Genomic DNA, 12,550 nt, shown 5'->3' on the forward strand with positions numbered 1-12,550 from the left:
TAAAATCAGGAGTTATCAGATTTACGGCCTCCGCCGTGACTATTCTGACCCCCTTTCTTACCTGCTTCAGATGCGCGTTGCGGATCGTTTTTGAAATTACCGCCGCTGTGCTGGCCGCCTTTACGTCCAGCTTCTGATGCTTTTTCACGGTCTTCAGCGAAATTACCGGAACCACCACGATGCTCTGCCATATTAAACCTCATAGTCATATATTGGTTATGTCAGTACGATACAGAAATATTCCGTATCACTCGTCGTTCGAGTAATAACTTTAGACGCTGTGCGGCATGCGTCAAATGCGTTTCGCCATTCACGGTTGCGTTATTTAAAAATATTGGTGGGTTTACGCTTCGTTTGGCGAAAAAATATGGATGAGTGGGAAGGACTTGTAAAAAAATGCTCGGATTAATCCTAAGTTGCCGCTAAAAACCTGAAAGGTGAGGATAAAAATTGTAGCGCCACAATTTCGTTCAATTTTTAGCCGGGATGGCCTCCGAAATTACTCCTTTATAGCTAGAAAACAGAATAATCATTAATTATAAGGAAACTCCTGGACGACGGGCTGGGGGGAAAGGAAGGGGGTCTGGTACGGCCGCGACAGGTTCGGGCAGCACACGGTTTGACCACTGTCGTCGTAAGATCACAAATCGTAAATTCTTCCCCCCGGAAGGAACGGGTTTCTCTACACTCCAGGTAATATTCACTGGAGGCATGACACCATGGCGAACACCATCACGGCTGATGATATTCGGGAACATTTTTCGCAGGCTATGTCGGCGATGTACCAGCAGGAAGTTCCGCAGTACGGCACCTTGCTTGAGCTGGTCGCGGACGTAAACCTGGCGGTTCTGGAAAACAATCCACTCTTACATGAACAACTGGCGAATGCAGATGAGCTGGCGCGCCTGAATGTGGAGCGTCACGGGGCTATCCGCGTGGGCACCGCAAAAGAGCTTTCTACCTTACGTCGTATGTTTGCCATCATGGGCATGTACCCGGTCAGCTACTATGATCTCTCTCAGGCGGGCGTTCCGGTTCACTCGACGGCATTTCGCCCGGTGGATGATGCGGCGCTGTGCCGTAACCCGTTTCGTATCTTTACCTCACTGCTGCGCCTTGAGTTGATTGAGAACGTTGCCCTGCGCGAGCGGGCGGCGGAGATCCTCTCTCACCGCAACATCTTTACGCCGCGCTGCCTGGCGCTCATCGAACTGCATGAAAAAGAAGGGGCGTTCACCGAGGCGCAGGCGCGGGAGTTTGTTCAGGAAGCGTTAGAAACCTTCCGCTGGCACCGTCATGCGACGGTCGATCAGGAGACCTATCTGGCGCTGCATAATGAGCATCGCCTGATTGCGGATGTGGTCTGTTTCCCGGGATGCCACATCAACCACCTTACGCCACGCACGCTGGATATTGACCGGGTGCAGGAGCTGATGCCGAAGTACGGCATTGAACCCAAAATTCTGATTGAAGGGCCGCCGCGCCGCGAGGTGCCGGTGTTATTGCGTCAGACCAGCTTCAAGGCGCTGGAAGAGCCGGTGCTGTTTGCCGGGGAACATAAAGGCACCCATACCGCGCGCTTTGGTGAAATTGAACAGCGCGGGGTGGCGTTGACGCCGAAAGGTCGCGAGCTTTATGACAGTTTGCTCGCCGAGTCCGGCACCGGCAAAGACAACCTGACCCATCAGCTTCATCTGCGTGAAGTGTTCAGCGCCTTCCCGGACAGCGAGCTGATGATGCGCCGACAGGAGCTGGCGTATTTCCGCTATCGCCTGACGCCAGCGGGTGAAGCGCATCGTCATGCGTTTCGTCCGGGCGACGATCCGCAGCCGTTAATTGAACGCGGGTGGGTGGTTGCCCAGCCGATCACCTATGAAGATTTCCTGCCGGTCAGCGCCGCAGGGATTTTCCAGTCCAATCTCGGGAATGAAACCCAGGCGCGCAGCCACGGTAACGCCAGCCGGGATGCCTTCGAAGCGGCGCTGGGCTGCCCGGTCTATGACGAGTTCGCACTGTACGAGGAGGCGGAAACCCGCAGCAAACAGCGTTGCGGTTTGCTCTGAAATCGTTACTCTTCAGGGGTGTGATGGAAAAAGAAGGTAGTTATGCAATATCCCTCCGCCCCTGTGGTTGAAACGCGCTACGGCGCACTGGCTGGTTTTACGGATAATACTGTTCAGGCGTGGTACGGCATTCCCTACGCCGCACCGCCCGTTGGCAACTGGCGCTGGCGCTCACCGCGACCGCCCGAACGCTGGGATGGGGTTCGCGCGGCAACGGCGTTTTCCGCCTCAAGCTGGCAAAGCAGCGAATATTGCCAGGAGCTGGGCGGCGGGGATCCCGGACAGTTTTCAGAGGATTGTCTTTATCTTAACGTGTGGTCGCCCGTTGACCGCGTTGAGCCGCTGCCGGTGATGGTCTGGCTGCACGGTGGTGGGTTCACGCTCGGCGCGGGTGGGTTACCGCCCTATAACGGCAGGGCGCTGGCGGAACGCGGCGTGGTGGTGGTCACCCTCAATTACCGTCTTGGTCATCTCGGCTTTTTCGCCCATCCTGCGCTGGAGGGGGAAGAAGATCGCGTGGTGCACAATTTTGCCCTGCTGGATCAGATCGCCGCTCTCGAATGGGTGCGGGACAATATCGCCGCCTTTGGCGGCAATCCCGAAAACGTCACGCTGTTTGGTGAATCAGCTGGCGCACGCAGCGTGTTGTCGCTGCTGGCCTCGCCGCTGGCGAAAGGGTTATTTCATAAAGCGATTGTGCAAAGTGGCTATACCTTGCCGGATACCCCGCGCGAGCAGGCCCTGCGAAAAGGGGAAGCGCTGGCCGCGCATTTTGGGCTGGAGAACGCGACAGCGGAGCAGCTGCGCGCTATTCCACCTGAGTCGTTCTGGCCGTTAACGGCACCGCTGAATATCGCCCCGGCGCCTGTCGCCGGAGATTGTGTGCTGCCGGAGGCAATGCTGGATGTTTTCTTCGCCGCCCGTCAGCAGCCTGTCCCCATCATGATTGGCTCCAACAGCGACGAGGCGAGCGTAATGGCGGTGTTTGGCATCGATCTCGCCGGACAAATTCAGAAGCTCCGCCGGGAGCGGCGCTTTGGTCTGGGGCTGATCAAGCTGCTCTATCCAGGCGTGAAAGGCGATGAAGAGCTGGGAAGGCAGGTGTGCCGGGATATGGCGTTCACCACCATGGGCTATGTGGTGATGCAGGCCCAGCAGCGCGTCGGCGCGCCGTGCTGGCGCTACTGGTTTGACTATGTGGCCGAAGCCGAGCACGCCACCTATATCAACGGTGCCTGGCACGGCAACGAGGTGCCGTATGTGTTTGATACGCTCGGAGAGGTGGAACCTTCACGGCAGTATGTGAACGCGCATGATTTACAGTTCGCCGCCCACGTGGCCGACTACTGGGTGAGTTTTGCCCGCGATGCGGGGCATCGTGACAGCCTGCCTGGGCCGACGCACTGGCCAGCCTGCCGTAAAGGGCGTGACGTCCTGTTACGCATTGGTGTGAATAAGCATGCAGGTTTTAAGCTTGAAAACCGCTTTATGCGCGCCCGCATGAGCCTCTTTAAACGGGTGATGAAGCACCACGTTAACCTCGATTAAGCAAACAGGCGCGAAACGCGGCCAGGCCGTTTTCTGTGCCTGGCGCTTCGCGCAGCACCAGCCGGTAGCTCGCACCGGTTTTGATGCTGGTCGCAAAAGGCCGCACCAGCCTTCCTGCACGGATGTCCTCTTCCACCAGCGTTTCATCGGCGATGGCGATGCCCAGTCCCTGAATGGCCGCCGTAATGGCGAGATCCATCGTGTCGAAGTGTTGATTTTTGTGCATAACAACGCCCGGCTCATCCTGTTTCGCCAGCCACAGTGACCAGTCGGTTTTATCCCGTGTCGGGTGAAGAAAGGTTAATGAACCCAGTCCGGTCCCCGCCCGCAGCGGGCTGAGCACCGGAGTTAACGCCTCTTCGAACAGCAGATCGCCCGCGCTCATGTGCGTGCCAAACACGATGGCGGCGTCGTAGGATTCGGTTTTAAAGTTGACGTTATGATCGGTGGTGGTGGTCAACGCGATTTGCAGATCGGGCTGTTCGCGCTCTACCTCCAGCAGGCGCGGCACCAGCCAGCGCATGGCGCAGGTGGGCGCTTTCAGCCGGATCACCGTATGCTGGGTGCGGGCCCGATCGGCCACGTTCAGCATCTGTTCGAAAGCGGATTGTAGCTCCGGCAGCAGGGCGCTACCCTGGGAAGAGAGGCGCAACCCGCGCGCGTGGCGCTCAAACAGCGGAAAGCCAAACCACGCTTCCAGAGCGGCGATTTTACGGCTCACGGCCCCCTGAGTCAGACAAAGCTCTCTGGCGGCATGGGTGAGATTCAGGTGACGCGCGGTCACCAGGAAGGCGTCGATGGCATTGAGCGGGAGCGAACGGCGCGACATAAAAACACCTCAGCTATGCATTTTTCTCATGGCTATTATGACAACAATTCGATTGTCCCGGCAACGGCGTTGTTGTTTGAATAGTTATGCAATCCCCATGAGAAGGATAAATGATGACCCTGAAGACCGCGGTACAAACCCGTTCCAAATTACCGGATGTGGGTACCACCATTTTTACCGTAATCGGCCAGCTTTCTGCTCAGCACAACGCCATCAATCTTTCTCAGGGCGCACCGAATTTTTCCTGCGACCCGAAACTGATTGCGGGCGTAACCCGCGCAATGGAGGCAGGGCATAACCAGTATGCCGCGATGACCGGCCTGCAGCCTTTGAAAGAGCGTATCGCGGAGAAAATTGCCACCCTTTACGGCACCACGTATGACCCGGGGCGCGAGGTGCTGGTTACCGCCAGTGCCAGCCAGGGGCTCTATTCCGCCATCAGCGGGCTGGTGCATCCGGGCGATGAGGTGATCTACTTCGAACCGTCATTTGATAGCTACGCGCCGATTGTTCGCCTTCAGGGCGCCACCCCGGTCGCCATCAAACTCACGGTGCCGGATTTTGCCGTGAACTGGGATGAGGTCCGCGCGGCCATCACCCCCAAAACGCGCATGATCATCATCAACACGCCACATAATCCAAGCGGGCAGGTGTTCTCCGCGAATGACCTGCAGCAGCTGGTGGCCGTGACGCGCAATACCGATATCATTATTTTGTCTGACGAAGTGTACGAGCACGTCGTTTTTGACGGTGAACCGCACCACGGTATGGCTACACATCCGCAGCTGGCGGAGCGTAGCGTCATTATCTCTTCCTTCGGAAAAACCTATCACGTTACCGGATGGCGCGTGGGGTACTGTGTTGCGCCGGCGGCACTGATGGAAGAGATTTGTAAAGTGCATCAATTTTTGATGTTTTCTGCCGATACGCCAATGCAGCATGCGTTTGCCGAACATATGACCGATCCGCAAACCTGGCTGTCGCTGGCGGTGTTTTATCAGCGCAAGCGCGATCTGCTGCAAACTCTGCTGGCTGAGTCGCCGTTTAAACTGCTGCCGAGCGCGGGCTCGTTCTTCCTGCTGGCAGATTACAGCCCGTTCAGCGACGAGCCCGACAGCGGGATGGTGAAACGGCTGATCGTTGAGTGCGGTGTCGCGACCATTCCGCTGTCCGCTTTCTATACGGATGGTACGGACAATAAATTGATTCGTCTCTCTTTTGCCAAAGATGAGGCGACGTTACGGGCAGGTGCCCAGGCCCTGTGTCGGGTTAAACCACGCTAAGGAGTTTGAGATGAAATTACGCGCGTTAGTTGTCGGCATGGGACTGCTGTGTACGTTTTCGTCATTCGCGGCCACCGAACTGCGGTACGGACTGGAAGCGGAATATCCACCGTTTGAGAGCCGCAATGCCTCCGGCGAGCTGGAAGGGTTTGACGTTGAATTGGGGAATGCCATTTGCAAAGCCGCAGCGCTGAAATGCACCTGGGTGGAAACATCCTTTGATGCGTTGATTCCGGGGCTGGTGGCGAAAAAATTTGATGCCATCAACTCGGCGATGAACATCACCGAACAGCGGCGCAAAAGTATCGATTTTACCCAACCTATCTACCGCATCCCCTCGCAGTTAGTCGGCAAGGCCGGAACCGCAGTAGAGGCGACACCTGAAGGGCTTAAGGGCAAAACCATTGGCGTGTTGCAGGGTTCCATTCAGGAAACCTATGCCAAAGAGCACTGGGAAAAGCAGGGTGTCACGGTAGTGTCGTATAAAGATCAGAATATGGCGTGGGGCGATTTGCTGAATGGCCGCATCGACGCCTCGCTGGTGATGTCCGCGGCCGGGCAGGCAGGGTTCCTGAGCAAGCCGCAGGGGAAAGGGTTTGGCTTTATCGGCAAACCGGTGTCTGACGACACCATCCTCGGCAGCGGGATCGGCTTTGGGCTGCGCAAAGGGGATGAGGCCACCAAAAAGCAGCTTGATGCCGCGATTGATAAAGTTCGTGCCGACGGCACGATCGCAAAACTCGCTGATAAGTACTTCCCGGGTATCGATGTCAGCGTAAAATAACCACCTCATTTCGCCCCGGTTGTCGATGTCGCACCGGGGCATTTTTCTTCACACTTTCCAGGCTTTCTTTACACCACTTTCGGGCCGTTCTGGTCGACAGAAAATATTTCTCACTTTGCTCATATATTCACCGGCCAACAATTGGATTCTTAACCGTTTTTGTTTAGGCTGTGCGTTCTTTCTTGCCGTCATTTCGCCGAGCGCGAAACACATTCACACGACCATAAGGACGTTTTTCCAGGCATGAATCGCAGACGTTTTTTACAAGGTTCGCTGGCAATGGCAGCCCTGAGCGGCACTTCTGGCCTTGCTTCACTGTTCTCCAGAGCGGCCTATGCCGCTGACTCTGACATCGCCGATGGCCAGAGCCGTCGTTTTGACTTCTCCGTACTGCAATCCATGGCCCATGACCTGGCGAAAACCCCGTGGGGTGGTGCGCCGCGTCCGCTGCCGGAAACGCTGGCAACCATGACGCCGCAGGCCTATAACGCCATCCGGTACGATGAAAAGCAGTCCCTGTGGAACAACATTGAAGGCCGTCAGCTTGACGTGCAGTTCTTCCACATGGGGATGGGCTTCCGCCGCCGCGTGCGGATGTTCTCCCTGGACCAGTCGACCTCCCAGGCGCGTGAGATCCACTTCCGCCCGGAGCTCTTCAGCTACGGGGATACCGGGGTAGATACCAAACAGCTGGAAGGGCAGAGCGACCTCGGTTTTGCCGGCTTCCGCGCCTTCAAAGCGCCTGAGCTGGCGCGTCGCGATATTGTCTCTTTCCTCGGCGCGAGCTATTTCCGTGCGGTGGATGACACTTACCAGTACGGCCTGTCGGCGCGTGGTCTGGCGGTGGACACCTTTACCGACACGCCGGAAGAGTTTCCTGATTTCACGGCCTTCTGGTTTGAAACCGTCAAACCGGGCGACACCACCTTTACCGTCTATACGCTGCTGGACAGCCCAAGCATTACCGGTGCCTATAAGTTCGTGATCCACTGCGAGAAGAGCCAGGTGATCATGGAAGTAGAAAACCATCTCTATGCGCGTAAAGACATCAAACAGCTCGGTATCGCGCCGATGACCAGTATGTTCAGCTGCGGCAATAACGAGCGCCGTATGTGCGACACCATTCATCCGCAGATCCATGACTCGGACCGTCTGGCCATGTGGCGCGGTAACGGCGAGTGGATCTGCCGTCCGCTGAACAACCCGCAGAAATTGCAGTTCAATGCCTTTGTCGATAAAAACCCGAAAGGGTTTGGTTTGCTGCAGCTTGACCGGGATTTCTCCCACTATCAGGACGTGATGGGCTGGTATAACAAACGCCCAAGCCTGTGGGTGGAGCCGCGTAACGACTGGGGTAAAGGTGCGGTTGGCCTGATGGAGATCCCGACCACGGGTGAAACGCTGGATAACGTGGTTTGCTTCTGGCAGCCGGAAAAAGCGGTCAAAGCGGGCGATGAGCTGGACTTCAAATATCGCCTGTACTGGAGCGCCATGCCGCCGGTACGTTCCCCGCTGGCCAACGTCTTCGCGACGCGTACCGGTATGGGCGGCTTCCCGGAAGGCTGGGCGCCAGGTGAACACTACCCGAAAGTGTGGGCCCGCCGCTTCGCCATCGACTTTGTCGGCGGCGATCTGAAAGCGGCCGCGCCGAAGGGGATTGAGCCGGTGATCACGCTCTCCAGCGGTGAAGCGAAGCAGGTGGAAATCCTCTACGTTGAGCCGTTTGACGGATACCGCATTCTGTTTGACTGGTACCCGACGTCGGATTCGACGGAGCCGGTGGATATGCGCCTGTTCCTGCGCTGTCAGGGCGATGCCATCAGTGAAACCTGGCTGTATCAGTATTTCCCGCCAGCGCCGGACAAACGTAATTACGTTGACGACCGGGTAATGCGTTAACGATCGATTCCCTCTCCCTTCGGGCTGAGGGATCCCCATAAATAATGCCTGCACAGACGGCCCCCTCTCCCTTTGGGAGAGGGCTGGGGTGAGGGGCAATAACCGCAGCAAAATCCGAAATTATCCCGGTATCTTCCCGCTATAGCGCGCCCAGCAGGGGCGTGCGGGTGATTCGACTCTCGCCGTTAACCACTTTTTCGCCGCGCAGATGAATGCTGTCGCCGTCGAAAGCCTCAATGACTGCATTGTCGGTGATTTCAACGTGGTGCTCAATCAGTACGTCGCCGCTGATCCGCGCCCGCCCCTGAATCACGACCTTATCATCAATCATGATCGGCCCCCCGCGTAGCCACGCCTGACCGCCAATCAGCACGTGGTGCTTAATTACGCAGTTGCCTTCCACCACAGCATTCTCAGCCACCTGAGAGCTGTAGCGCACGGTAGGAATGGCATCGTCGTCGAATCCGGCAATCAGGCGCGCGTTGCCGTACACTTTTGCGCAGTCGCAGACCCAGACGTTATTGATATCGTTCCCTTCAAGAATGGCCTTGTCGAACACCTCGGCACGGTGCTCGATAAACGCATAATTGACGATGGCCTCGCCGTAGATTTGCGCCTGATGCACCACGCGCGACTGGCTGACGGTCGCGTTGTCGTAGATTTTAAGGATCTGTTCCTGGTCTGGGGTTAAACCTTTGGCGGCGATAATCATGCTGTTATGCAGCACCCGGGCATCACCAAAAATATGGCATTCCCCCCGTACGGTGGAGTTCTGAATGGTGACGTTGTCACTTATTCGCGCCCCATGGCTCACGTTTGCCCCGTCCAGCCAGCTGTTGCCGCTAATATGGGCATGGTCGCTGACGACGCACGGCAGGGTCAGACGGGCATTACCGGAGACGGTCGCACCGGCGAAGACCACGCTGTTTTCGTCGTAGATCCAGCAGTTCCCCTCCTGAGACAAGGCGCGTTCATCCTCAATCCAGCCGCCTTTCGTCCCGGCGACAACGTCATTAAAATCTGTCGTGGCGATAATCTGCTTTAACGTAGCCGAGTGGGGCGTTTCGCCGTTTTTCCAGTGCCAGAGCCGGGTTTCATCGCTGAGCCGATACTTTTTCATCGTGTTATCCCTGGTAAGCGTCTTCACTAAACGTAGCAAACTTTCAGCTTTGCGTTGTGCTGGCATCCGAGGCGGAAACACCTTAAAATGGCATTTCAAATACATTTTAAATTTTAAAATTAATGAATAAAAATGACGAAACCCGGCAGGTACTTAACCTGCCCGTAGGTTATTTTGGCATGGTCCTTGGCATTATCGGCATGGGGTTCGCCTGGCGATATGCCAGCACCCTCTGGCCGGTTACGCGCTGGCCGGGTGAGGGGTTGGTTGCCCTTGCGGTGGTATGTTGGTTTTTACTGACGGTGGCGTTTATTACGCGCGCGGTGCGTTTCCCGCGTAGCGTGCTGGCGGAAATGCGACACCCGGTGATGAGCAGCTTTGTCAGCCTTTTTCCGGCCACCACGATGCTGGTTGCCATTGGGTTTGTCCCCTGGTACCGCCCGGTTTCGCTGGTGTTATTTGCCGTGGGCGTGGTGGTGCAGCTTGCCTATGCCGCCTGGCAAAGCGCCGGGCTATGGCGCGGTAACCATCCTCAGGAGGCGACAACGCCGGGGTTATATCTGCCTACGGTGGCAAACAATTTTATCAGCGCGATGGCGTGTGGTGCGCTGGGGTTTCACGATGCAGGGTTAGTCTTCCTCGGCGCAGGCGTCTTTTCCTGGCTCAGCCTGGAACCGGTTATTCTCCAGCGCCTTCGCAGCGCGGGTGAACTGCCCACCGCACTGCGTACGTCGCTGGGTATACAACTGGCCCCGGCGCTGGTTGCCTGTAGCGCCTGGATTAGCGTCAACGGCGGGGAAGCCGATACCTTTGCCAAAATGCTGTTCGGTTATGGCCTGTTGCAACTGCTGTTTATGTTGCGTCTGTTGCCGTGGTATATGTCTCAGCCGTTTAACGCATCGTTCTGGAGCTTCTCGTTTGGCGTGTCGGCACTGGCAACCACCGGTCTGCATCTGGGGCACAGCAGCGCGTCAGGCTTTTTCCACGCCATTGCTGTGCCGCTCTTTATCTTCACTAACTTCATCATTGGGATGCTGTTGGTTCGTACATTCATCCTGCTGATACAGGGCAAACTTCTGGTGCGCACTGAGAAAGCACGGCTTATGCAATCTGAGGAACAATAATGGCTGTTGACGAAAATTACTTTACCGAGAAATATGGACTCACCCGTACCCATTCAGAGGTGCTGTACAGCGCAGAGATCGTTAAGCCCGGTAAAACGCTCGATCTCGGCTGCGGCAATGGCCGCAACAGCCTCTACCTGGCCGCTAACGGTTACGATGTGACGGCGTGGGATAAAAACCCCATGAGCATCGATAACATCGAACGCATTAAAGCGGCGGAAGGCATAGCGAATCTGCAGACGGCGATCAAAGATCTGAACAGCCTGAGCTTTGACGGGGAATACGATTTCATTCTCTCCACCGTGGTGCTGATGTTCCTTGAAGCGAAAACCATCCCTGGTTTGATCGCCAATATGCAGCGCTGCACGAAACCGGGCGGTTACAACCTGATTGTGGCCGCCATGGATACCGCGGATTACCCTTGTACCGTCGGCTTCCCGTTTGCATTCAAAACCGGCGAACTGAGCCACTATTACGAAGGCTGGGATCTGCTTAAGTACAACGAAGATCCCGGCGAACTGCATCGCACCGACGAGAACGGCAACCGCATCAAGCTGCGCTTCGCGACCCTGCTAGCGCGTAAACCCGCTTAACGGGCGGCCAGCAGACAGAGTTGCAGGGCTGTGTGGTAAGAGGCCTCGAACGACGACAGCGGCAGAAACTCAAACCGTGAGTGGAAATTGTGCGCGCCGGTGAAGAAGTTCGGGGTCAACAACCCTTTGGCTGAAAGCGCCGCGCCGTCTGTTCCGCCGCGCATCGGGGTAGGTTTGGGGGTGATGCCAAGGGATTCCATTGCCGCAAACATCAGGTCAATGGCCCGGCGATCTTCCCCAATCGCATTGCTGATATTGCTGTAGGTATCCTCAATCTGGTACTCCACCTTTGCGGTGGGGTGTCGGGCGGCAATCAGCGCCGCGACGTCGGCAATCTGCTGCTTACGGGCGGCAAAGCTTGCCTGATCGAAGTCGCGGATATTCGCTCTCAGTACGGCCTCGTTTTGCCCGGCCTGAATGCCGTTGAACCAGATATAGCCCTCACGCCCCTCGGTGCACTCTGGGGTTTGCTGGCGGTCAAAATGGTTAATAAAATCCGTCGCCATCAGCAGCGGGTTCACCAGCACGCCTTTGGCAGACATGGGGTGCGCGGTGACGCCGGTAAAACGGATTTCTGCCGCCGCCGCGTTAAAGTTTTCATAGACAATTTCACCCAGCTCGCAGCAGTCAATCGTCCAGGCAAAATCAACGTCGAAGCGCTTCAGATCCAGCGCTTTTGCCCCCTTCAGGCCAATCTCCTCATCCGGCACAAACGCAACCACGATATCCCCATGCTGATGCGCCGACGTCAGGTTTTCCAGCAGGGTCATCACCACGGTCACGGCGGCTTTATTATCTGCGCCTAATACGCTGGTTCCATCGCTGAAAATAATCTCTTCGCCGGGATAGGCCAGAATTTCCGGGTGCTCATTGACGCGAAGCCAGATCTCTTTCTCTTTATTCAGACAGAGGTCTTCACCAGTGAAGGTTAATATTTGTGGATGAATATCCGGTGATAATCCCACGTCAACGGTATCAATATGGGTAATAAATCCAATCCGCGGCGCGCCGGGCACATTGCCTTTTTTTACCGCGGTGACCGTGGCAAATTCATCGATGACAATGTCGTCTAAGCCCAGCTGTGTCAGCTCTTTCGCCAGTTCCCGCGCCATCTCATGCTGGCCCGGAGTGGAAGGGAGAGTGCTGACTTTTGCATCGCTCTGGCTGGTGATGGCGAGATAACGGAAAAAGCGTTGCGTTAATTGTCTGGAAAGCGGCGAGCCCATAGTGTTTTCTTCCTTATTTATTTTTCGGGTGTTTGCTCCCTCACTTTAATGTTATTTATGAAATGGCAAAAGAATTAATTA

The 12,550-nt window shown here is 56.2% G+C and carries 11 protein-coding genes; 7 read left to right on the forward strand and 4 right to left on the reverse strand.

Translation table 11 applies throughout. From position 1 onward, the window contains the following. Positions 1–5: 5 nt before the first annotated feature. On the reverse strand, positions 6–191 hold the full coding sequence (locus ACOTZF_RS10355) for a general stress protein (protein ID WP_004150795.1): 186 nt from the start codon (positions 189–191) through the stop codon (positions 6–8). 528 nt (positions 192–719) lie between these two features. On the opposite strand from ACOTZF_RS10355, the gene hglS reads away from it, so the two are divergent. After that, a complete protein-coding gene (hglS, locus tag ACOTZF_RS10360) occupies positions 720–2,063 on the forward strand; it encodes a 2-oxoadipate dioxygenase/decarboxylase HglS (protein ID WP_020688588.1) in 1,344 nt (447 codons plus the stop codon). Between the two features lie 42 nt (positions 2,064–2,105). Beyond that, positions 2,106–3,611 carry a carboxylesterase/lipase family protein gene (locus tag ACOTZF_RS10365; RefSeq protein ID WP_129251662.1) on the forward strand — a complete coding sequence of 502 codons (1,506 nt, stop codon included), beginning with the start codon at positions 2,106–2,108 and terminating at the stop codon, positions 3,609–3,611. Here ACOTZF_RS10365 and ACOTZF_RS10370 read toward each other — a convergent pair. Beyond that, positions 3,598–4,440, reverse strand: a complete 843-nt coding sequence (locus ACOTZF_RS10370; RefSeq protein ID WP_129317605.1) for a LysR family transcriptional regulator — start codon at positions 4,438–4,440, stop codon at positions 3,598–3,600. The genes ACOTZF_RS10365 and ACOTZF_RS10370 overlap by 14 nt on opposite strands. 113 nt (positions 4,441–4,553) lie before the next feature. On the opposite strand from ACOTZF_RS10370, the gene ACOTZF_RS10375 reads away from it, so the two are divergent. The 3 genes from ACOTZF_RS10375 (at position 4,554) to ACOTZF_RS10385 (ending at position 8,406) form a co-directional block, all read left to right on the forward strand. After that, the gene (locus ACOTZF_RS10375) at positions 4,554–5,723 is read left to right on the forward strand and encodes a pyridoxal phosphate-dependent aminotransferase (protein WP_129251872.1); all 1,170 of its coding nucleotides are present in this window, start codon (positions 4,554–4,556) and stop codon (positions 5,721–5,723) included. Positions 5,724–5,733: 10 nt separating this feature from the next. After that, the gene (locus ACOTZF_RS10380; RefSeq protein WP_014831878.1) at positions 5,734–6,507 is read left to right on the forward strand and encodes an ABC transporter substrate-binding protein; all 774 of its coding nucleotides are present in this window, start codon (positions 5,734–5,736) and stop codon (positions 6,505–6,507) included. A 243-nt stretch (positions 6,508–6,750) separates the two neighbouring features. After that, entirely contained in the window at positions 6,751–8,406 is a 1,656-nt protein-coding gene (locus tag ACOTZF_RS10385) for a glucan biosynthesis protein D (protein ID WP_013096654.1), read from the forward strand. Between the two features lie 139 nt (positions 8,407–8,545). On the opposite strand, the gene ydcK is transcribed toward ACOTZF_RS10385, so the two are convergent. Beyond that, a complete protein-coding gene (gene ydcK, locus ACOTZF_RS10390; RefSeq protein ID WP_129317606.1) occupies positions 8,546–9,526 on the reverse strand; it encodes a YdcK family protein in 981 nt (326 codons plus the stop codon). Between the two features lie 122 nt (positions 9,527–9,648). Here ydcK and tehA point away from each other — a divergent pair, with 122 nt between their 5' ends. Together tehA and tehB are read left to right on the forward strand one after the other, a co-directional pair. After that, complete coding sequence (gene tehA / locus ACOTZF_RS10395; RefSeq protein WP_129251664.1) at positions 9,649–10,650, forward strand: dicarboxylate transporter/tellurite-resistance protein TehA; 1,002 nt, start codon at positions 9,649–9,651, stop codon at positions 10,648–10,650. Continuing rightward, the gene (tehB, locus tag ACOTZF_RS10400; protein ID WP_013096650.1) at positions 10,650–11,243 is read left to right on the forward strand and encodes a tellurite resistance methyltransferase TehB; all 594 of its coding nucleotides are present in this window, start codon (positions 10,650–10,652) and stop codon (positions 11,241–11,243) included. The genes tehA and tehB overlap by 1 nt, the downstream gene beginning before the upstream one ends. Here the strand turns inward: tehB and pepT are convergent. Then, the gene (gene pepT, locus ACOTZF_RS10405) at positions 11,240–12,469 is read right to left on the reverse strand and encodes a peptidase T (protein ID WP_040020834.1); all 1,230 of its coding nucleotides are present in this window, start codon (positions 12,467–12,469) and stop codon (positions 11,240–11,242) included. The two genes, tehB and pepT, sit on opposite strands and share 4 nt — an antisense overlap. Positions 12,470–12,550: the final 81 nt, after the last annotated feature.

The sequence above is a fragment of the Enterobacter cloacae complex sp. SHL021 genome (genome assembly GCF_049237765.1).
Lineage (GTDB): Bacteria > Pseudomonadota > Gammaproteobacteria > Enterobacterales > Enterobacteriaceae > Enterobacter > Enterobacter cloacae.